The 21,693-nt window shown below is 71.8% G+C and carries 14 protein-coding genes and 1 tRNA gene; 1 reads left to right on the top strand and 14 read right to left on the bottom strand.

The annotated features are described in order from the left end of the window. Nucleotides 1-32: 32 nt before the first annotated feature. The 12 genes from ACWC21_RS33420 to bldG all read right to left on the bottom strand — a co-directional run bounded on the left by ACWC21_RS33420 (nucleotide 33) and on the right by bldG (nucleotide 18,393). Nucleotides 33-1,469, bottom strand: a complete 1,437-nt coding sequence (locus ACWC21_RS33420) for a VMAP-C domain-containing protein (RefSeq protein WP_450887359.1) — start codon at nucleotides 1,467-1,469, stop codon at nucleotides 33-35. Between the two features lie 507 nt (nucleotides 1,470-1,976). After that, a tRNA-Thr gene (locus ACWC21_RS33415) sits at nucleotides 1,977-2,050 on the bottom strand. A gap of 117 nt (nucleotides 2,051-2,167) precedes the next feature. Next, complete coding sequence (locus tag ACWC21_RS33410) at nucleotides 2,168-3,781, bottom strand: alpha/beta hydrolase (RefSeq protein WP_450887357.1); 1,614 nt, start codon at nucleotides 3,779-3,781, stop codon at nucleotides 2,168-2,170. Between the two features lie 89 nt (nucleotides 3,782-3,870). Beyond that, nucleotides 3,871-5,076: a DNA polymerase III subunit delta' gene (locus tag ACWC21_RS33405; protein ID WP_450887355.1), complete on the bottom strand. Its 1,206-nt coding sequence runs from the start codon at nucleotides 5,074-5,076 to the stop codon at nucleotides 3,871-3,873. A gap of 90 nt (nucleotides 5,077-5,166) precedes the next feature. Further along, a complete protein-coding gene (gene tmk, locus ACWC21_RS33400) occupies nucleotides 5,167-8,355 on the bottom strand; it encodes a dTMP kinase (protein ID WP_450887353.1) in 3,189 nt (1,062 codons plus the stop codon). A gap of 140 nt (nucleotides 8,356-8,495) precedes the next feature. Beyond that, nucleotides 8,496-11,336, bottom strand: a complete 2,841-nt coding sequence (gene topA / locus ACWC21_RS33395) for a type I DNA topoisomerase (RefSeq protein ID WP_450887351.1) — start codon at nucleotides 11,334-11,336, stop codon at nucleotides 8,496-8,498. A gap of 260 nt (nucleotides 11,337-11,596) precedes the next feature. Further along, nucleotides 11,597-11,794: a hypothetical protein gene (locus ACWC21_RS33390; RefSeq protein ID WP_450887405.1), complete on the bottom strand. Its 198-nt coding sequence runs from the start codon at nucleotides 11,792-11,794 to the stop codon at nucleotides 11,597-11,599. Nucleotides 11,795-12,258: 464 nt separating this feature from the next. Further along, entirely contained in the window at nucleotides 12,259-13,809 is a 1,551-nt protein-coding gene (locus ACWC21_RS33385) for a DUF7059 domain-containing protein (protein WP_450887349.1), read from the bottom strand. 19 nt (nucleotides 13,810-13,828) lie between these two features. Next, complete coding sequence (locus ACWC21_RS33380; RefSeq protein ID WP_450887347.1) at nucleotides 13,829-14,443, bottom strand: small secreted protein; 615 nt, start codon at nucleotides 14,441-14,443, stop codon at nucleotides 13,829-13,831. Nucleotides 14,444-14,637: 194 nt separating this feature from the next. Further along, nucleotides 14,638-17,046: a sodium-translocating pyrophosphatase gene (locus ACWC21_RS33375; RefSeq protein WP_450887345.1), complete on the bottom strand. Its 2,409-nt coding sequence runs from the start codon at nucleotides 17,044-17,046 to the stop codon at nucleotides 14,638-14,640. A gap of 306 nt (nucleotides 17,047-17,352) precedes the next feature. Further along, nucleotides 17,353-17,787 (bottom strand): ATP-binding protein, encoded by a 435-nt coding sequence (locus ACWC21_RS33370; RefSeq protein ID WP_450887343.1) that lies wholly within the window; start codon nucleotides 17,785-17,787, stop codon nucleotides 17,353-17,355. A gap of 264 nt (nucleotides 17,788-18,051) precedes the next feature. Continuing rightward, complete coding sequence (gene bldG / locus ACWC21_RS33365) at nucleotides 18,052-18,393, bottom strand: anti-sigma factor antagonist BldG (protein ID WP_009189842.1); 342 nt, start codon at nucleotides 18,391-18,393, stop codon at nucleotides 18,052-18,054. Nucleotides 18,394-18,476: 83 nt separating this feature from the next. On the opposite strand from bldG, the gene ACWC21_RS33360 reads away from it, so the two are divergent. Next, a complete protein-coding gene (locus tag ACWC21_RS33360; RefSeq protein WP_450887341.1) occupies nucleotides 18,477-20,987 on the top strand; it encodes a DEAD/DEAH box helicase in 2,511 nt (836 codons plus the stop codon). On the opposite strand, the gene ACWC21_RS33355 is transcribed toward ACWC21_RS33360, so the two are convergent. Together ACWC21_RS33355 and ACWC21_RS33350 are read right to left on the bottom strand one after the other, a co-directional pair. Next, the gene (locus ACWC21_RS33355; RefSeq protein ID WP_450887339.1) at nucleotides 20,896-21,333 is read right to left on the bottom strand and encodes an Rv3654c family TadE-like protein; all 438 of its coding nucleotides are present in this window, start codon (nucleotides 21,331-21,333) and stop codon (nucleotides 20,896-20,898) included. The genes ACWC21_RS33360 and ACWC21_RS33355 overlap by 92 nt on opposite strands. Continuing rightward, nucleotides 21,330-21,692, bottom strand: coding sequence for a TadE family type IV pilus minor pilin (locus tag ACWC21_RS33350; protein ID WP_450887337.1), 363 nt, complete (start codon nucleotides 21,690-21,692; stop codon nucleotides 21,330-21,332). The genes ACWC21_RS33355 and ACWC21_RS33350 overlap by 4 nt, the downstream gene beginning before the upstream one ends. Between the last annotated feature and the right edge of the window lies 1 nt (nucleotide 21,693).

The following is a 21,693-nucleotide window of genomic DNA, read 5'->3' as shown; positions in this document are numbered from 1 at the left end:
TGCCCCTCCCGTCCCGCTGTCGCCCTCGGGTACTACGGCCATCGCAGTGTGCCTCCCCCTCCGATGATGCGGGTCGGATCATCCCAAAGGAGCGCAATGTGGCGCCCCCAGTGCATCTCCGCCGACCGTAGCGCTTCAACTCTCAATGACCGCACCCGTTCCGGCAGATGCTCGGATCTGCCCCCGTGCATCAGTTCGTGCATGGTCCAGTGGTACCTGCCGCGCGGCAGCGGGTGGTCGGCCGGTCCTGTCCGGCGGTCCCAGAGCACCACCGGCACACCCGCGTCGAGCGCCGTGGCAAGCGCGTCCGCCGTGACAGTGTCGGACGAATGCTCGAGGACCATCGCGCAGACGGAAGAGGGGACGGCAGGAGGACCGTATGGGACGGGTCGGCGATCGGGCGCCAGCCACAACACCTCGTTCTCCGGCAGTGCGCCGTTGGCGTTGTACGCACTCCAGCGCCGTGACCATTCGCTGCGGGAGGAAGGGTCAGTGGCACGTTCGAGATCGCGGACGACGACGGAGCAGTTCACGCCTAGAGCCAGTCCCGGAGGGCCGGCTTCAGAGGAGCGTCCACCTGTCACCCACTGGTCCACGGGCAGGCCGAGCAGGGATCGCGGCAGCAGAAACTCGACACGCTTGGGCGGCCGGCCCCCCGTATAGTCCCGGACGACCGCCATGAACCCGTCCATCAGGGGCGGTACTTGGGACAGCGGCCGCGGCTCGTCCTCCTGGACCAGCGGCAGCCATCCGTCTCTCCCGTACCCCAGCCAGGCCGACACCAGACAGGATTCGCCGCGAGGCAGATAGGGCTGAAGACTCAACACGAGAAGGGCGTCTTCGTCAGCGGGTCTGACGGGGCCATAGTCCGGCAGGGGCAGCCCGAGGCGGTGTGCGAGCCGGGCACTCCAGCCGCGCACTTCATCGCGCAGATGCTCCGGCACATGGCGGCTCTCCACCAGAGCCCTGGTGAATCGCAGCACACGAGGCTCGCCGCCCCGTGGTGCCCGCAGATCCTCCAATACGGCCAGAGCCTCGCCCGGGTTGTCCGGCAGGCGTTGGACGACAGGGCTCGCCGCCCCCAGGTAAGCCGAGAGCCAAGGTCTGCCCGGCACCGAATTCAGGATGGCCACCAGGCTGTTTCGTTCGTACTCCTGTAGTTCTTGAGGCAGGGAGAGATCCTCGACCAGCTCTCGCAGCCGCGCCAGCGTGTGCGTATCGCCGCAGAACAACGTGAGCACGTCGACGAGCGCCGCGAGTCCGCCGGGCGTGTACAGACACGTCCGCACGATCGCGATCACGTCCAGCCGTATGGAGACGTGACGCGGGATCTGTGCCGAAATCCGCGGATCCAGTTCGCCGACGATCACCGAACGCGTGGGGGGATCACGGAATTCGGGCAGGTCAAGCAGAACATCGACAACCTCAGCCACTGTGCCGAGCGCCCCCCTCGCCTCCGGCTCCGGCATCAGGTGAGCGGTCCGGGAGCCGCGCTGCCTGCCACCATGCTGGGCCTCCAGGAGTCGGGGTGGCTCCCAATCCTAGGGATCCAAGGCAACTTCCGTGGTGGTTCGACAGTTTTCACCGAGGTGGCCCATCTCCCGCCGGCGACTCTCCGTGGCAGGAATCGCGCAGCTTGATGGTGGTGTTCCGGTGCCGGCCGTGAGTGACGGTGCGCTCGGCGGTTGCAGCCACTCGAACGTGCCGAGGCGGACAAGGGCCAAGCCCTCACAGCGCTGTCCGAAACAGCGGGGTCCGCGTAAGCACACACCGCAGCCCTCGGGTGCGGCGAGGAGGCCCCCGGACGTGCACCGCAAGACCGGCCGCCCTGACGAGGCCCGCACCCTCACGGCACTCGCCCGCGCTCACCGGAAGACCGACGGCGCCGCCGCCGACGTGCCCGATTCAGCCCTGACTCCAAGGTCACCCGCAACAAGAAACCCCAGGCCAAGGGTTTGACCTGGGGTTCACTACGGAGCCGCCTTCGGGATTCGAACCCGAGACCTACGCATTACGAGTGCGTTGCTCTGGCCATCTGAGCTAAGGCGGCGCGCCAGCCGCACCATGGTGCGATCAGCAACGTCGGTAAGTCTACACAGTTTCCGGGGGTGCTTTGCACACGCCCCGGAGTGGGGGCTCCGGGGCGGGTGGCGGGGGCGGGGCAGGGCTATGTGCAGCGCTTGCCCTGGGCGGGCGGGGTGCCGTGGAGGAGGTAGGTGTTGATCGCGGAGTCGATGCAGGCGCTGCCCCGGCCGTAGGCGGTGTGACCGTCGCCGACGTAGGTGAGGAGCCGGCCGGAGGAGAGCTGGTGGGCGAGGGACCGGGCCCAGGGGTAGGGAGTGGCCGGGTCGCGGGTGGTGCCGACCACGACGATCGGGGCGGCGCCCTCGGCCGTGATGCGGTGGGGTTCGCCGGTGGGCCGCACCGGCCAGTACGCGCAGTTCAGGGAGGACCAGGCGAGGCCTTCGCCGAAGACGGGGGACGCCTTCTCGAAGGCGGGCAGGGCCTGCTCGACCTGGCCGGGGCCGGCGAACGCGGACGGCAGGTCCAGGCAGTTCACGGCGGCGTTGGCGTACATCAGGTTGGTGTAGTGGCCGTCGGGGTCCCGCTCGTAGTAGCTGTCGGAGAGGGCCAGCAGACCGGCGCCGTCGTTCTTCCGCATCGCCGAGGTCAGCGCCGCCCGCAGTTGTGGCCAGGCCTCCTGGTCGTACATCGCGGCGATCACCCCGGTCGTGGCGAGGGCCTCGCCGAGCTTGCGCCCGCCCGGGTCGCCGGTGGGGACGGGGTGGGCGTCGAGCTTGCGGAAGAAGGCCTTGAGATGGTCGCCCACCTGGGCGGACGTCGTGCCCTTGCGGCCGAGCGAGCAGTCGCTGTGCCGTACGCAGTCCTTGGCGAAGGCCTGGAACGCCGTCTCGAAGCCCGCGGTCTGGTCCAGGTTCAGCCGGCGAGCGGAGAGGGAGGGGTCCATCGCGCCGTCCAGAACCAGCCGGCCGACGCGTTTCGGGAACAGGCCTGCGTACGTCGCCCCGAGGAAGGTGCCGTAGGACGCCCCGACGTAGTTCAGCTTCCGGTCGCCCAGCACGGCCCGCAGGATGTCCATGTCACGGGCCGCCTCCACCGTGGAGACGTGGTGGAGCAGCCGGGCCTCGTGCGCGCCGCAGCCCTCGGCGAACTTCCTGTACGCCTTGACCAGCGCGTTCGTCTCCTTCTGGTCGTCGGGTGTGACGTCCGTCTGGGTGTACGCGTCCATCTGCCGCGAGCTGAGGCATTCGACGGGCTCGCTGCGGGCGACGCCGCGCGGGTCCATCGCGACCATGTCGTAGCGGGAGCGGACCTGGGCCGGGTAGCCGACGCCGGCGTACTGCTGCAGATAGGCGACCGCCGAGCCGCCCGGCCCGCCGGGGTTGACCATCAGCGAGCCCAGGGGCTTTCCGTTGCCGGTGGCCTTCTTGCGGGCGACGGCGAGCCGGATGTCGCCCGCGCCGGGGTCGGCGTAGTCCAGCGGGGCCTTCATGGTGGCGCACTGGAAGCCGGGGGCACCGCAGCTGCGCCAGGTCAGCTTCTGCGTGTAGTACGGGGTGAGGGCGGCCGGGGTGGCGCGGGGCAGCGCGGCCAGCGCGGCTTCGGCCGGGGCGGCGCTCGTCGCGCTCGTCGCCGTGCCGGAGCTGCAGGCGGAGACGAGCAGCGCGGCGGCCACCAGGAGGGATGCCGCCGGGGTTCTCGGGGGCCTGGTCAAACGGAAGGTCCGGGCTGTCGGGCGGAGGATTCGCCTGAGGTGCATCAGGCGAGCGTAACGCTGTGCCATGGTTCGGATGCCCTACGTGTGCGCCGTGCCTCTTACGGGTGATGCCGTCAACCTGCGCGTGCCGGTCACCCCGCTCTCAGGGCCATCGTCATCGCCTCCACCGCCAGCAGCGGCGCCACGTTGCGGTCGAGGGCCTCACGGCAGCCGGCGATCGCCTCGATGCGGCGGAGCGTGGCTTCCGGGGTGCTGCCCCGGGCGAGCCGCTCCAGGGCGTCCTCGGCGTCCGTGTTGGCGATCGCCACGCGGGAGCCGAGCTGGAGGGCGAGGACGTCACGGTAGAACGCGGTGAGGTCACCCAGCGCGACGTCCAGGCTGTCGCGCTGGGTGCGGGTCCTGCGCCGCTTCTGCATGTCCTCCAGGTCCTTCATCACGCCCGCCGTACCGCGCGGCAGCCGGCCGCCCTGGGCGGCGCCGAGGGCCGCCTTCAGCTCCTCGGTCTCCTTGCCGTCCATCTCCTCGGCGAGCTGTTTGGCGTCCTCCGCCGCCGCGTCGACCAGCTCCTGGGCAGCCTTGAGGCAGGCGCCGACCTCGTCGAGGCGCAGCGGCAGCTTCAGCACGGCGGCGCGGCGCTCGCGGGCGGCCGGGTCGGTGGCCAGACGGCGCGCCCGGTCGACATGCCCCTGTGTGGCGCGGGCCGCCGCGGCGGCCACGTCCGGCTCGACGCCCTCGCGTCGTACGAGCATGTCGGCGACGGCGGCGACCGAGGGGGTGCGCAGCGTGAGGTGGCGGCAGCGGGAGCGGATCGTGGGCAGGACGTCCTCGATCGAGGGCGAGCACAGCAGCCACACCGTGCGGGGGGCAGGCTCCTCCACGGCCTTGAGGACGGCGTTGGCCGACTTCTCGTTCAGCCGCTCGGCGTCCTCGACCAGGATGATCTGCCAGCGGCCGTTCGCCGGTGCGGTGAACGACTTGCGGACCGTGTCCCGCATGTCCTTCACCAGGATCTCGGCGCCGACCGCGGCGACCGTGCTGACGTCGGCGTGGGTGCCGACCAGTGCCGTGTGGCAGCCGTCGCAGAAGCCGCAGCCGGGGGCTCCGCCGAGAGCACGGTCGGGGCTGACGCACTGCAGCGCGGCGGCGAAGGCCCGCGCCGCCTGGTTGCGGCCCGCGCCCGGCGGTCCCGTGAACAGCCAGGCGTGCGTCATCCTCGACGCCTCCGGCGGGGCCGCGCCGGCGGCGGCCGCGGTGACGAGGGCGTCGGCGTCCCGAGCGGCGGCCTCGAGCACCGCGCTCACCTTCTCCTGACCGACGAGGTCGTCCCACACGGTCATGGGTCACGCCGCCCTTCCGTCACGTTCGTCTTGCGCAGTCCATTGTGCGGGGCGGCACCGACAACGGCCCGGCCGGCCGGGTGCGGGCGCTCAGCGCCCCCGGCCCCGCCGGCGCCCGCGCCCCCCGCCGGGCTCCTCGTCGTCCCCGTGCGGTCCGAGCAGTTCGTCCGCGAGGCTCGGCAGGTCGTCCAGCGGCGTCTCCTCGGCCCAGTCGGGCCGCTCCCGCCGCCGCGGCGAGCCGTCCTCGCCGACCTGCGGCAGCTCGCGCGTACGGTCGTCGGAACCGTCGGGGCCCGCCGCCCGCTCGTCGCGGAAGTATCCCGACGGCACCCGGTCCGCGGGATCGCCGCCCCGCACCGGCGGCAGCACGGCCGTCCCGTCCTCCGGCCCCGGCGCCACCGGCGGCAGTACGGCGGTGTCGTCGGCCGCGCCCGGCGCCACGGGCGGCAGCACCGCGGTCTCGTCCGCCGCCCCGGAGGGCGCCGGCGGCTGCGGCAGTTCCGTCGTCACCTCGGAGTCGGCGTCCCGGTCCCGGACCCGCCGCAAAACGGCGGTCTCCTCCGCCGGGCCGCCGGACGCGTCCTTCGGCGTCACCACGGGCGTGGGCACGGTCACCGCCTCCGGCGGGACGTCGTCGACGTCGGGCACCACCGGACGCGGACCGGCCTGCGCCTCGGCGGCGGCCCGCTCGGCCGCCCTGCGCGCCTCCTCGGCCCGCAGCAGCGCCTGCTCGGCCTTCCGCTGCTTCTCCATCCGCTGGGCCTCGGCCTCGGCGCGCAGCCGGGCCTCCTCCTCGGCCTGCTTGCGCCGCCGTTCCTCCTCGGCCTTGCGGCGGGCCTCCGCCTCGGCGCGGGCCTTCTCCTCGGCGAGCAGCCGGGCCCGTTCCTCCTCGGCACGCCTGCGTGCCTCCTCGGCCCGCTGCCGGGCCTCCTCCGCCTGCCGCTCGGCCTCCCGCCGCTGCGCCTCCTCCAGCTCGCGGCGCTTGCGTTCCTCCTCCTCGGCACGCAGCCGGGCGAGCTGTTCCTGGCGCTCACGCTCCAGCCGCTCCTCCTCGGCCTTGCGGGCCGCCTCTTCCTCGGCCTTGCGGCGGGCCTCCTCCTCGGCCTTCTTCCGGGCTTCCTCCCGGGCCTTGATCTCCGCCTCGGACAGCGGCAGCACGGTGTCGAGCCGGTGGCGGATCACGGTGGTGACGGCCTCGGGTTCCTGTCCGGCGTCCACGACCAGGTAGCGGCCGGGGTCGGAGGCGGCGAGGGTGAGGAAGCCGGCCCGCACGCGCGCGTGGAACTCGGCGGGCTCCGACTCCAGCCGGTCCGGTGCCTCCGTGAACCGCTCGCGCGCGGTCTCCGGTGAGACGTCCAGCAGCACGGTCAGGTGCGGGACCAGGCCGTTGGTCGCCCAGCGGTTGATCCGGGCGATCTCGGTCGGGGACAGGTCACGGCCCGCCCCCTGGTAGGCGACCGACGAGTCGATGTACCGGTCGGAGATGACGACGGCTCCGCGCTCCAGGGCGGGCCGTACGACGGTGTCGACGTGCTCCGCCCGGTCCGCGGCGTACAGCAGTGCCTCGGCGCGGTGCGACAGGCCCGCCGACGACACGTCCAGCAGGATGGAGCGCAGCCGCTTGCCCACCGGCGTCGCCCCGGGCTCGTGGGTGAGCACGACCTCGTGGCCCTTGGCCCGGATCCACTCGGCGAGCGCCTCGGCCTGGGTGGACTTGCCGGCCCCGTCGCCGCCCTCCAGGGCGATGAAGAATCCGTTCTCCGCGGGGGCCGTCGCCGGGTCGTCCCCGCCGAGCAGCGCGTCCCTCAGGTCGTGCCGCAGCGGCACCCCGGAGCGGTCGTCGGCCTTGGCCAGGACCAGTGCGGCCACCGGCAGCAGCAGCGCGCCGACCAGCATCAGCGTGAAGGCGGCACCGCCGTGCGCGAACACGAACCTGCCGTTCTCCAGGCGGTGCGGGCCGATGAGCGCCGCCACCACGGGGGCGATCAGCACGGCGAGCGCCACGAACACCCGTACGACCGCGTGCAGGTGCTCGGTCGTGCGCGGCCGGCGGGACTCCTCGGCCTCCTGGTCGAGGAGCGTGTGCCCGGTGTTGGCGGCGACGCCCGCGCTGACGCCGGCCAGCCCGGAGATCAGCAGCACGCTGGTGACGTCCGGGACGAGACCGGCGGCGAGCAGCGCGATGCCGGTGAAGGCGATCGCCAGCGCCAGCAGCCGGCGGCGGGAGAGCGAGGGCAGGACGGACGGCGTCGTACGGATGCCGACGACGACCCCGCCGGTCAGCGCGAGCACCAGCAGCCCGTACAGCACCGGGCCGCCGCCCAGGTCCTTGGCGTGCAGCACGGCCACGGCCACGGCGGCCGCGACCGCCGCGGCGACGGCGGCACAGGCCAGGACGAGCAGCGGCAACGCGCCCGTGCGGCCCTTGTCGACGCCGCTCGCGGTCTTGGGGCGCCGCAGCCCTTCGAGCGGGGACCGCGCGCGGGGAGTGCGCGAGGCAGGCAGTTCCAGGGCGGTCAGCAGGGACAGGGAACCGGCGAACATCCCGGCCGCCACGTACGCCCCGAGGGCCGCCTGGTGCTGGTCGAACCAGGCGATCGCGGTGCCCAGGACGTTGTTGAGCAGCGCCGCGACGACGAGGGCGGCGGCCGCGAGCGGAATCGCGAGGAAGGTGGTGCGCAGCGACAGCCGGCGCAGGGCGTCCATGTGGTCGGGCAGCGGCCGTACCGTCGCGCCCTCGGGGGGCGGGGCGGGCAGCAGCGCGGGGGCCGCGCTCTCCCGGCACACCGTCCAGAGCCGCTCGGCGACCCCGGTGACGAAGGTGGTGACCAGCAGGACGGCCAGCGCGTTGTCCGGGGTCCAGTCGATCCACAGCGGGGCGACGATCAGCAGCGCGGCACGCAGCCCGTCGGCGCCGACCATGGTCCAGCGGCGGTCGAGCGGCCCCTCCTGGGTGGTGAGCGCGGTGATCGGTCCGAGCAGGACGGCGCCGAAGAGCAGGGTCGCCAGGATGCGCACCGCGAAGACGGTCGCCACTGCGAACGCCACGCCCCGGTACCCACCGCCGAACGATCCTTCGGCGATCGCCGTCTGGAGGGCGAGGAGGACGAGTACGAGGAGCGCCAGGGTGTCACCGACACCGCTCACCAGTTGCGCGCTCCACAGCTGCTTCAGCTGCGGCCGGCGCAACAGCGCGCGGACGGCGCGCTCACGGGAGTCCGCCACCAGGTCGTCGTCGGGGGCCGGGTTGTGGGCCGTGGGCTGCTCGGCTCGCGTCATGCGTTCAGCCTATCCGGAGCGGCTGACAGCACACCGCGACCGTCCGAACGTACGCACACCCCGACACCAAAGTGATGCCGGGGCGTTCGTTTCGCGAAGTCGCCGTGAAGGTGTGTGAAGGCCGACGGGGTGCCGGACCCTCAGTCCTCCGTGGTCCTGGAGGCCGTCGCCTTCTTGGCGGCGGTCTTGGCGGTGGTCTTCTTGGCGGTGGTCTTCTTCGCGGCCGTCTTCTTGGCCGCGGTCTTCTTCGCCGGGGCGGCCTTCTTCGCGGTCGCGGTCGCCTTCTTCGCCGTCTTCTTGGCGGGTCCCTTGGCCCGCTTCTCGGCGAGCAGCTCGAAGCCGCGCTCGGGGGTGATCGTCTCGACGCTGTCGCCGGAGCGCAGGGTCGCGTTGGTCTCCCCGTCGGTGACGTACGGCCCGAACCGGCCGTCCTTCACCACGACCGGCTTGCCGCTCACCGGGTCCTCGCCCAGCTCCTTCAGCGGCGGCTTGGCGGCGGCCCGACCGCGCTGCTTCGGCTGGGCGTAGATCGCCTGCGCCTCCTCGAGCGTGATCGTGAAGATCTGGTCCTCGGCCTGCAGGGAGCGCGAGTCCGTGCCCTTCTTCAGGTACGGGCCGTAGCGGCCGTTCTGCGCGGTGATCTCCACGCCGTCCGCGTCGGTGCCGACGACGCGCGGCAGCGACATCAGCCGGAGCGCGTCCGCGAGCGTGACCGTGTCCAGGGACATCGACTTGAACAGGGAGGCCGTACGCGGCTTGACCGCGTTCTTGCCGGTCTTCGGGGTGCCCTCGGGGAGCACCTCGGTGACGTACGGGCCGTAGCGGCCGTCCTTGGCGATGATCTGGTGGCCGGTCTCCGGGTCGGCGCCCAGCTCGAAGTCGCCGCTCGGCTTGGCCAGCAGCTCCTCCGCCAGTTCGACGGACAGCTCGTCCGGGGCGAGGTCCTCCGGGATGTCCGCGCGCTGGTGGTTCTCGGCGTCCTTCTCGCCCCGCTCGATGTACGGGCCGTACCGGCCGACCCGCAGCACGATGTCGTTGCCCACCGGGAACGACGACACCTCGCGCGCGTCGATGGCGCCCAGGTCCGTCACCAGCTCCTTGAGGCCGCCGAGGTGGTCGCCGTCGCCGTTGCCGGCGTCGGCCGCGGCGCCCGTGACGCCCGCGGCGAAGCCGCTGTCGGGAACTGCTTCACCGAAGTAGAACCGCTTCAGCCACGGCACGGCCTGCGCCTCGCCGCGCGCGATGCGGTCGAGGTCGTCCTCCATCTTGGCGGTGAAGTCGTAGTCGACGAGCCGCCCGAAGTGCTTCTCCAGGAGGTTGACGACGGCGAAGGACAGGAAGGACGGCACCAGGGCCGTGCCCTTCTTGAACACGTAGCCGCGGTCGAGGATCGTGCCGATGATCGACGCGTACGTCGACGGGCGGCCGATCTCGCGCTCTTCCAGCTCCTTGACCAGGGAAGCCTCGGTGTAGCGGGCCGGGGGCTTGGTGGCGTGCCCGTCGGCCGTGATCTCCTCGGCGCTCAGTGCGTCGCCCTCGGCGACCTGCGGCAGCCGGCGCTCGCGGTCGTCGAGCTCGGCGTTCGGGTCGTCGGCGCCCTCGACGTAGGCCTTCAGGAAGCCGTGGAAGGTGATCGTCTTGCCGGACGCGCTGAACTCGACGTCCCGGCCGTCGGCGGCGGCGCCACCGATCTTCACGGTCACGCTGTTCCCGGTCGCGTCCTTCATCTGGGAGGCGACGGTCCGCTTCCAGATCAGTTCGTAGAGCTTGAACTGGTCGCCGGTCAGTCCCGTCTCGGCCGGGGTGCGGAAACGATCACCCGAGGGCCGGATCGCCTCGTGCGCCTCCTGCGCGTTCTTGACCTTGCCGGCGTACGTGCGGGGCGTGCTCGGCAGGTACTCGGCCCCGTACAGCTGCGTGACCTGAGCACGGGCGGCGGTGACCGCCGTGTCGCTCAGGGTCGTGGAGTCCGTACGCATGTACGTGATGTAGCCGTTCTCGTACAGCTTCTGGGCGACCTGCATGGTCGCCTTCGCGCCGAAGCCGAGCTTGCGGCTGGCCTCCTGCTGCAGCGTCGTCGTACGGAACGGTGCGTACGGCGAGCGGCGGTACGGCTTGGACTCGACGGACCGCACGGAGAAGCGGGTGTTCTCCAGTGCGGCGACCAGGGCGCGGGCGTTCGCCTCATCCAGGTGGAGGATGTTCGCGCTCTTGAGCTGCCCCAGGGAGTCGAAGTCGCGGCCCTGGGCGATCCGCCTGCCGTCGACGGTCTGCAGACGGGCGACCAGCGTCGACGGGTCCGACGGATCTCCCGCGCGGCCGGTCGCGAAGGTGCCCGTCAGGTCCCAGTACTCGGCCGACCGGAACGCGATGCGCTCACGTTCCCGCTCCACGACCAGCCGCGTGGCGACCGACTGGACACGGCCCGCCGACAGACGCGGCATGACCTTCTTCCACAGCACCGGCGAGACCTCGTAGCCGTAGAGGCGGTCGAGGATGCGGCGGGTCTCCTGGGCGTCGACCATGCGCTGGTTGAGGTCGCGCGGGTTGGCGACGGCCTGGCGGATCGCGTCCTTGGTGATCTCGTGGAAGACCATCCGCTTGACCGGGACCTTGGGCTTCAGCACCTCCAGGAGATGCCACGCGATGGCCTCGCCCTCGCGGTCCTCATCGGTGGCGAGGAAGAGCTCGTCGGAGTCCTTCAGCAGGTCCTTGAGCTTCTTGACCTGGGCCTTCTTGTCGGCGTTGACGACATAGATCGGCTCGAAATCGTGGTCGACGTCCACGCCGAGGCGACGGACCTCGCCGGTGTACTTCTCCGGCACCTCCGCGGCGCCGTTGGGGAGGTCGCGGATGTGCCCGACGCTCGCTTCGACTACGTAGCCGGGGCCCAGGTAGCCCTTGATCGTCTTCGCCTTGGCAGGCGACTCGACGATGACGAGTCGGCGGCCGCCCTGTGCGGTCTCGCTGGTCGGGGACAACTTCGCTCTTCTCTCCGGTCGACGCTGGGGCCTCCCCAGGCCGTTGGTCCCGGGGCACGTGCTGTGTGGCTCGCTGGTGGTGACGCTGCGGAGTGTGACGGTACATCCCGCCCCCGTGTCAAACGGGAAAAGCCCACAACGGCCACTCGAACGGTAACCCGACTACCGCCCTTCCTGCCGCCCGGAGTCGCCAGTCGTCGGCCCACTCCTGTCCGGAGCGTGACGCTCCCCTCACTCGGACGGTATGGTGCGCGCCGCCTTCAGAGGCGGGTCAGGCAGTACGCGGCGAGGGCCGACGCGATCACCGAGGCGAGTCCCGCGAGGGTCGCCGATGCGACCCGGCTCACACCGAGGGCGACCGGCTCTCCGCGCCGGATCCGGGTGACGGTCCACACCAGCAGTGCGGCTCCGAACAGGGCGAACACCGCTCCCGCGAAGATCGCCGGCCCGCTCTCCATGAACCCCTGCGCCCCTTTTCCGCTGTCGGCGAGTGCCCAGCGCGGGGAGAGTGACAGGTCGGTGCGTCGGACGGGCGAACCCTGGGTGAACACCGGGCCGACCGTCCCCCGCCCGCTTCTTCGAGCGCCTCGGGGTGATCGATGGGCGGTCCGTATTTTTCCGGTCTTTTTCCTGTCGCGGCCGCGCCGCGGGGGCGCCCGGACCGGGTCCGCGCGCTTCTTGGCCGGTTTCGGTTGCCCGCGGTGCCGGGACGGGCGGGCGGCGGGGGCGGTCTCCGCCCGGGCAGCCGGCCCGCGCGACCGGCTGCCCGGGGGCGCAACCGGTGACGTCCGGTCGGCGGGGCGTCCGGTCGGCGGTGACGTCCGGTCGGCGGGGCGTCCGGTCGGCGGGGGCGTCCGGTCGGCGGGGCGTCCGGTCGGCGGGGGGCCGCTCCGGTCTCGGTCCCGGTCCGCGCCCCGGGTCCTCAGCCCGCCGGCTCCAGGAACCCCTGTTCCACCAGCAGCCGGATCTGCGCCGGTGTGCGGTCGCGCAGGACCACCGGGTCCTCGCCCATCAGCTGGGCGATGGCGTCGAGGATGCGGCCCGCGCTGAGGGTGCCGTCGCAGACACCCGCGAAGCCGGCGCCGACCGTGTCCACCTTGGTGGCCCGGCGCATCCCCCGGTGCTGGCGCAGCACCACGTGCTCCGGGTCCTCGGCGCCGGGCAGCCCGACCTGCTCCTGGACCACTTCCGCGGCGAGCTTGAAGTGCCCGGCGAGCAGTGCCGCGTCGTCGTGCTCCCGCAGGTAGTCCAGGCGTTCGAAATGGGCGCGGATCGTGTCGCCGAGCGGCTGTTCGACCGAGTGCGGCCACTCCTCCACGGTGACCGAGGGCGCGGCGGCCCCGGTCCTGCGCAGCGTGATCCAGCCGAAGCCGACCCCCTTGACCTTGCGCGCCTCGAACTCCTCCAGCCAGGCGTCGTACCGTGCCTGGTAGTCGGCCTGGCCGGCCCGGTGGTCACCGGCGTCCCTGAGCCACAGTTCGGCGTACTGCGTGACGTCCTGCACCTCACGCTGCACGATCCAGGCGTCGCACCCGCGCGGCACCCACGACCTGAGCCTGTCCTGCCAGTCCTCCCCCTCCACGTGCTGCCAGTTGGCGAGGAACTGCGCGAACCCTCCCTCACTGAGACGTTCCCCCGCTCCCTGAACGAGCGAGCGGCACAGATCGTCCCCGCCCATCCCGCCGTCCCGGTACGTCAGTCGGGCACCCGGCGAGATCACGAAGGGCGGGTTGGAGACGATCAGGTCGTACCCCTCCCCCTCCTTGACGGGCTCGAACAGCGAGCCCTGGCGCAGATCGGCGGCAGGGACGCCGGACAGGGCGAGGGTCAGCGCCGTGAAGTGCAGGGCGCGCGGGTTGAGGTCGGTCGCCGTGACGCGCGTGGCGTGCCGGGTGGCGTGCAGCGCCTGGATCCCGGAGCCGGTGCCGAGGTCGAGCGCGGCGGCGACGGGGGTGCGCACGGTGATGCCCGCGAGGGTCATGGACGCGCCGCCCACGCCCAGGACGACCTCCGTGTCTGCCTGACGGCCCCGGTTGCCGATGCCGCCCGCGCCGCCGACCGCGCACCCGAGGTCGGAGACGATGAACCAGTCCTCGCCGCCGGGCCCGCCGTAGGGCCGTACGTCCACGGTCGCGGCGACGTCGCTTCCGGCGGCGCCGCCCGGGCGCACCAGCCAGCCGCTCGCCAGGCACTCCTCGACGGGCAGGACGTCCGCCACGCGGGCGTGCGGCACGGGCTGCTGGAGCAGGAACAGCCGTACGAGCGCCTCCAGCGCCGTGTCACCACGGGTCGCGCGGAGCGCGGGCACGGTCTCGCTGCGGGCCAGCGCCGCGTAGGCGGGCGCGCCGAGCAGTTCGAGCAGCCCGTCGGCGGTGAAGGAGGCGCCGAGCAGGGCGTCGCGCAGCCGGGCGGCGACGTCGGGGCGGTCGGCGGACGGCAGGGAGGGCGGGGTGGCGTTACTCACGCCCCCCATTGTGACCCGCGGGCCGGGATCAGCCGGCGGTGGTCGACGACGACGTCGAGGCGGACACCTTCTTGCAGCTCGCCTGCTTGGCGATGGCGTCCTTGACGTCGCCCTGCTCCAGGTTCTTCAGGGCGGTGGTGCCGCTCTGGCTCTGCTTCTGCAGGTCCGTCATCTGGGTGGCGATGTCGTGCAGTCCGGTGGCGAACTTCGACTGGTTCTTGGTGTCGAGCGCGTCGACCTTCTTCTTCAGGCCGGCGTACGCCGCGGAGAGGTCGTTGAGGTTCTTGACGGCGTCCTGCTGCCGCTTGGCGCCGCCGTCGACCCCGGGGGGCGCCCCGGCGTTGTTGATGGCCGCGGCGAGCGACTTGTAGCCGTCGGACATGTCCTGGAAGGCCTGGGAGTCGGTCTTCTGGATGGTCGCCGGCGGGTTGGAGGTGTCCGAGGCCGTCTTCGTGATGGCGGCGTTGGCGGACTTGATCTTGGCGTCCTGCGCCGGCACCGCGTCGCAGACCTGCTTGGCCCAGGCATCCAGTTTGGGGTTGCCCTTGTCGCCGCTGCTGCAGCCGGTCAGCGCCACTGCCAGTACCGCACCGCCGGACAGCGCGGCCGCGAGCTTCTTGTTCACCGGTTTGGTCCCTTCCATGGCTCTCGGCCCCCGGAATTTACACGCCGGACGGCGGATGCCCCAGACATAACATCCGCTAAGACCGTATTCACACTGTTTGCACCATGCGAGAGAAGGGTCACGGTGAGGTGGCGCACTCTACGGAAGCGGGCGGGTGGCACGCCGACGCGTGCCACCCGCCCGCCCCTTGAGCAGGGCTTCGTCAATGCGGTCTACGAAACCACCGCGGGATCGGCCGGCTTGGACACCCGGTCCGCCTCCTGCTCCTCGTCCCCCACGGCGATGCCGCGCCGCTTGGAGACGTACACCGCGCCGACGATCACGGCGAGGGAGAGGACCGCGACCACGATCCGTACCGCGATGTTCTTGTCGTCGCCGTAGGAGAACCGGATGACCGCGGGCGCGATGAGCAGCGACACCAGGTTCATGACCTTCAGCAGGGGGTTGATCGCCGGACCGGCGGTGTCCTTGAAGGGGTCGCCGACCGTGTCACCGATCACCGTGGCCGCGTGGGCCTCGCTGCCCTTGCCGCCGTGGTGGCCGTCCTCCACGAGCTTCTTGGCGTTGTCCCAGGCACCGCCGGAGTTGGCGAGGAACACCGCCATCAGCGTGCCCGCGCCGATCGCGCCCGCCAGGTACGAGCCGAGCGCCCCGACGCCGAGCGTGAACCCGATGAAGATCGGCGCCATGACCGCGAGCAGACCGGGCGTGGCGAGCTCGCGCAGGGCATCCTTGGTGCAGATGTCGACGACCTTGCCGTACTCCGGCTTCTCGCTGTAGTCCATGATCCCGGGGTGCTCGCGGAACTGCCGCCGCACCTCGAAGACCACCGAACCCGCCGACCGCGACACGGCGTTGATCGCCAGCCCCGAGAAGAGGAAGACGACCGCCGCGCCGGCGATCAGACCGACGAGGTTGTTGGGCTGCGAGATGTCCATGATCAGGCTCATCGGTGCGCCCGGTCCGGACAGTTTCTCGCCGACGTCACGCGCGCCGGTGGTGATGGCGTCGCGGTACGACCCGAACAGCGCCGACGCGGCCAGGACCGCGGTGGCGATGGCGATGCCCTTGGTGATGGCCTTGGTGGTGTTGCCCACCGCGTCCAGGTTGGTGAGCACCTGCGCACCGGCGCCCTCGACGTCGCCGGACATCTCGGCGATGCCCTGCGCGTTGTCGGAGACCGGCCCGAAGGTGTCCATGGCGACGATCACACCGACGGTGGTGAGCAGTCCGGTGCCGGCCAGGGCCACCGCGAACAGCGCCAGCATGATCGACGTACCGCCGAGCAGGAACGCCCCGTACACGCCGAGCCCGATCAGCAGGCCGGTGTAGACGGCCGATTCGAGGCCGACCGAGATACCGGAGAGGACGACGGTGGCCGGGCCCGTGAGGGAGGTCTTGCCGATGTCCCGCACCGGACGGCGGTTGGTCTCGGTGAAGTAGCCGGTGAGCTGCTGGATCACGGCGGCGAGCAGGATGCCGATGGCCACCGCCACGAGGGCGAGGATGCGCGGGTCGCCGGCCTTGCCCCTGATCGCGGCGTCGGTGACACCGTCGAGGTCCGCGTACTTCGCGGGCAGGTAGACGAAGACCGCCGCCGCCACCAGGGCGAGGGAGATCACCGCGGAGATGAAGAAGCCGCGGTTGATCGCGGACATACCGCTGCGGTCGGCGCGGCGCGGGGCGACCGCGAAGATGCCGATCATCGCGGTGATCACGCCGATCGCGGGCACCAGCAGCGGGAAGGCGAGTCCCGAGTCGCCGAAGGCCGCCTTGCCGAGGATCAGCGCGGCGACCAGGGTCACGGCGTACGACTCGAAGAGGTCGGCCGCCATGCCCGCGCAGTCGCCGACGTTGTCGCCCACGTTGTCGGCGATGGTCGCGGCATTGCGCGGATCGTCCTCCGGAATGCCCTGTTCGACCTTGCCGACCAGGTCGGCGCCGACGTCGGCGGCCTTGGTGAAGATGCCGCCGCCGACACGCATGAACATGGCGATGAGGGCGGCCCCGAGGCCGAAGCCCTCGAGCACCTTCGGCGCGTCGGCCGCGTACACCAGCACCACGCAGGAGGCGCCCAGCAGGCCGAGCCCCACCGTGAACATGCCGACGACGCCGCCCGTGCGAAAAGCGATCTTCATGGCTTTGTGCGAGACGGTGGTGAGATCCTTTTCGGGTTCACCCTCCGCCGGTGTGGCTTCCCGGGCCGCCGCGGCCACGCGGACATTGCTGCGCACGGCGAGCCACATGCCGATATAGCCGGTGGCCGCCGAGAACGCGGCACCGATCAGGAAGAACACCGACCGTCCGGCACGCTGATTCCAGTCGTCCGCGGGCAGCAGCATGAGAAGGAAGAACACGAGGACGGCGAATACGCCGAGCGTGCGCAGCTGCCGGCCGAGATAGGCCTTGGCGCCTTCCTGGACCGCCTCCGCGATCCGCTTCATGCTGTCGGTGCCCTCGCCCGCCGCCAGAACCTGGCGTACCAGGACGCCTGCGACCACGAGCGCGGCCACCGCCACGGCCGCGATGACCGCCACGATGATCCGGTTGTCGTCTGTCAGGACCGCGGCTGCGAGGGTTGTGGGGTGGTCCAGCTGATGAGGGGTAGAAAGCCCCGCCATTCGTCCTCCTTGACGCTTGGGCTGAGCTCAAGATGTGGACGGATTCTAGGTACCGGAACCTGATCTAAACAGAGCGCGGTAAACGGAATTGGCCCACCTGCGCTCTACAGCAAATGATCGCCGGGCAGACACTGAACCCGAAAGTGGTAACGCCCTGAACGCATTGACGCTTGATCCATTATCACGCAATTGATCGTGAATGAATTCACGAAAACCAGTGTATGCCCGGTCACCGGCCTACCGACATGCCGAAGGGCCCCACCGAGTGGGGCCCTTCGGGTGAAGCGTCGGGGTGAAGCGGGTGGTTCAGGCGATCGCGGCGGCCGGCGGCGTGGTCGGCCAGGTCATACGGATCAGTCCGCCGTGTTCGCCTGTGGTGACCTCCACGTCGTCGACGAGGCCGCTGATGACAGCGAGGCCCATCTCGTCCTCCTCGGCCTCCACGTCCGCGTCCGGGGCGGCGCCGTCGGCCGGACCGTCCGCGTGCGCGTGCGGGACCTCGTCACCGACCTCGATGGAGAACTGCTTCTCGTCTTCGATCAGCGCCACCTTCACCGGCGCCGTGATGCCGACGCTCTGGTGCAGTCCGACGGCGCGGGAGCAGGCCTCGCCGACGGCGAGCCGGACCTCGTCGAGTACGGCCTCGTCCACTCCGGCCCTGCGCGCCACCGCTGCCGCCACCAGTCGGGCGGTTCTGACGTGCTCGGGCAGCGCGCTGAAGCGGAGTTCAACGGTGGCCATGCATCCCCCTCGGAACTACGGGCTGCGGTCGGGGGCCGGGCCGCCGAGAGCCCTGGCCCCCTGATGAACTTCTTCCGCCCGGGCGTTTCCGCCCGGGAGACGGGCCGACCGGACGACCGGATCGCCGGCCGACGGCCTGGGCGCCTGGACGCCCCCGGACCGGCCGAGGCCGCCTTCGTCCGTCCTCCGGACCGCCTCAGCGGGTCCGCAGTGCGTCGACGGCCCGGGGCCGACCGGCGACCGGAGTCGGTCGGGCGCCCCGAGTCAGTCGGTGGCCGCCACCGCTTCGTCGACCGAGGTGTGAATCGGGAACACCTTGGTGAGACCGGTGATGCGGAAGATCTTCAGAATGCGCTCCTGGTTGCAGACCAGGCGCAGCGAGCCCTCATGGGCACGCACCCGCTTCAGGCCGCCGACCAGCACGCCGAGACCGGTGGAGTCGAGGAAGTCCACGCCCTCCATGTCGACGACGAGGTGGAAATTCCCGTCGTTCACCAGCTCGACCAGCTGCTCGCGCAGCTTGGGCGCGGTATATACGTCGATTTCGCCACCGACCTCGACGACCGTACGATCGCCGACGGTACGGGTCGACAGGGACAGGTCCACGGATCCTCCAGCACCTTGCTATCGAGCGTTCGTCCCTCGGGACACCTTCGGCTTGCGGCCCCCGGGACGTATCGCCAGCCGCGATGGCATTCAATCACTTACCGGCAGGCGTGCACGACGCCTTGGCTCCATTGTCCGTCACGCCGGTGACACACTCGGTGCCGATGGCCAAGAATCACCGAACCGATCGACCTCCGACGGAGCCCGCACCCCGGTTCTCCCCGGGCACGGTCCTGGACCGGCTCGCCTCGGGGCCGAGCCGGGCCTCGCGCATCACTCATACGGAGCACTTGCCCCCGCGTGCGGGTCGCCATGCCGTTTGGCCTGATCGAATTCGCCCGGAAGTGATCGCCGCCGTCCAGGCGTGTGGCATCGAGCACCCCTGGGCCCACCAGGCACTCGCCGCCGAGCACGTCCTGGACGGCGATTCGGTGGTCGTCGCCACGGGCACGGCGTCCGGCAAGTCCCTGGCGTACCTCGTCCCGGTCCTGTCCACGCTGCTGGAGGGATCCCGGGCGGCCAACGGCCGCGGCGCCACCGCCCTGTACCTGGCCCCCACCAAGGCCCTCGCGGCCGACCAGTGCCGTGCGGTGAAGGAACTCGCACAGCCATTGGGAACAGCAGTTCGACCAGCCGTGTACGACGGCGACACGCCGTTCGAGGAACGCGAGTGGATCCGCCAGTACGCCAACTACGTCCTGACCAACCCGGACATGCTGCACCGCGGCATCCTGCCCTCCCACCCCCGCTGGGCGTCCTTCCTGAAGGCGCTCAGATACGTGGTCATCGACGAGTGCCACACCTACCGGGGCGTCTTCGGCTCCCACGTCGCCCAGGTCCTGCGCCGGCTGCGCCGGCTGTGCGCGCGCTACGGCTCCTCGCCGGTGTTCCTGCTGGCCTCCGCGACCGCCGCCGAGCCCGCCGTGGCCGCCGGCCGGCTCACCGGCCTGCCGGTGGTCGAGGTCGCCGACGACGCCTCCCCGCGCGGGGAGCTCGTCTTCGCCCTCTGGGAGCCGCCGCTGACCGAGCTGCACGGCGAGAAGGGCGCCCCCGTCCGCCGTACCGCCACCGCGGAGACCGCCGACCTGCTGACCGACCTCACCGTGCAGGGCGTCCGCTCGGTCGCCTTCGTACGCTCCCGGCGCGGCGCCGAGCTGATCTCGGTGATCGCGCAGGAACGCCTGGCCGAGGTCGACCGCTCGCTCGCCCGGCGTGTCGCCGCCTACCGGGGCGGCTACCTCCCGGAGGAACGCCGCGCCCTCGAGCGCGCCCTGCACTCCGGTGAGCTCCTGGGCCTGGCCGCCACCACGGCCCTGGAACTGGGCGTGGACGTCTCCGGCCTGGACGCCGTGGTGATCGCCGGGTATCCGGGCACGCGCGCCTCCCTGTGGCAGCAGGCGGGCCGGGCGGGCCGCTCCGGCCAGGGTGCGCTGGCGGTGCTGGTCGCCCGGGACGACCCGCTGGACACCTTCCTGGTTCACCATCCCGAGGCCCTGTTCGACCAGCCGGTGGAATCCACCGTCCTCGACCCCGACAACCCCTACGTCCTCGCCCCGCACCTGTGTGCGGCCGCCGCGGAGATCCCGTTGACCGAGGAGGACCTGGAGCTCTTCGGGCCCGCCTCGGCGGAGCTGCTGCCGCAGCTGGAGGCCGCGAAGCTGCTGCGCCGCCGTACGACGGCCTGGCACTGGACCCGCCGGGAGCGGGCCGCCGACCTGACCGACATCCGCGGCGAGTCCGGCCGGCCGGTACAGGTCGTGGAGGAGGCCACCGGACGCCTCCTCGGCACGGTGGACGCCTCGGCCGCGCACTCGACGGTGCACGAGGGCGCGGTCCATCTGCACCAGGGCCGTACGTATCTCGTGCGCTCGCTCGACCTGGAGGACTCGGTGGCCCTGGTCGAACAGGCGGACCCGCCGTACTCGACGGTCGCCCGCGACACGACGTCGATCTCCGTCCTGGAGACGGACATCGAGGTCCCCTGGGGCGCGGGGCGGCTGTGCTACGGCTCGGTGGAGGTCACCAACCAGGTGGTCTCCTATCTGCGCCGGCGTGTCATCACCGGTGAGGTGCTGGGTGAGACGAAGCTCGACCTCCCTCCTCGTACGCTGCGCACCCGCGCGGTGTGGTGGACGGTCACCGAGGACCAGCTGGACGAGGCCCGGATCAACCCGGAGATCCTCGGCGGCGCCCTGCACGCCGCCGAGCACGCCTCGATCGGCATGCTGCCGCTGTTCGCGACCTGCGACCGCTGGGACATCGGCGGCGTGTCGATCCCGCTGCACCCCGACACGCTCCTGCCCACGGTCTTCGTGTACGACGGTCACCCCGGCGGCGCGGGCTTCGCCGAGCGCGCCTTCCACACCGCCCGCGAGTGGCTGACCGCCACCCGCCAGGCCATCGCCTCCTGCGAGTGCGACGCCGGCTGCCCGTCCTGCATCCAGTCCCCCAAGTGCGGCAACGGCAACGATCCGCTGCACAAGAGGGGCGCGGTCCGGCTGCTCACGGTGCTGCTGCGGGGGGCGCCGGAGGAGAAACCGGTGACGGAGCACGCCGGGGAACGGTCGGCCCCGCAGGGCCCGCCCGTGATCTGACCCGCGCCGCGAACGGCCCCCGCCCGGACGCCGCCGTCACGTCCGAGGTTTCGCCCACGATCGCGCACCGGACCAGCCGGGCCCCCTGCGCCCGCGCCACCCGGTCGGCCCGGGCGCACGCCGTCGCCGTGCCGTCGGCCCAGCGGTCCGCCGCCGCGAGCGCCGCCAGGTCGGCACCGCCGGCCGCGCGGTGCCGGGCGACGACGGCCTGCCCGAGAGCGAGGGCGGTACCGAAGACCGCGCACAGCACGGCGACGGCGACGACGCCCCAGACGGTGGCGGACCCGCGGTCGGGGCAACGGTCCGAGAGGCGGTCGGGGCACGGCCATGAGAAACGGCTTCTCATGGCCGTGCCCCCGTCACCACGGGGGGAGCCGTCGCCCCGGCACCGACCGTCTCCTCCGTCGCGGCCACGGCCTCCTCCCGCACCTCGAAGGGCAGGCCGGTCAGCACCGGCGGTTTCGCCACGACCGTCACTCGCACCTGGTCCCCCTCGCGGGCGACGGTCACCTTCGCGCCGTGCGGCGCCGCCTCACGGGTCACCGCCCTCACCGCGTCGGGGGCGTCCTGACGGGCCGCCGCCCGGGCGCCGGTACGCGCGGCGTCCACGCACTGCAACTGCACGACGGCCATGAACAGGCCCCAGACCAGAGCCATGGTGAACGCCACCAGCACCGGCAGCACCACGGCCGCCTCCGCGGTCACG

It is taken from the genome of Streptomyces sp. NPDC001348 (assembly GCF_053597535.1).
The sequence above is the reverse complement of the archived record's forward strand: the minus strand, read 5'-3'. Positions and strand labels throughout refer to the sequence as shown.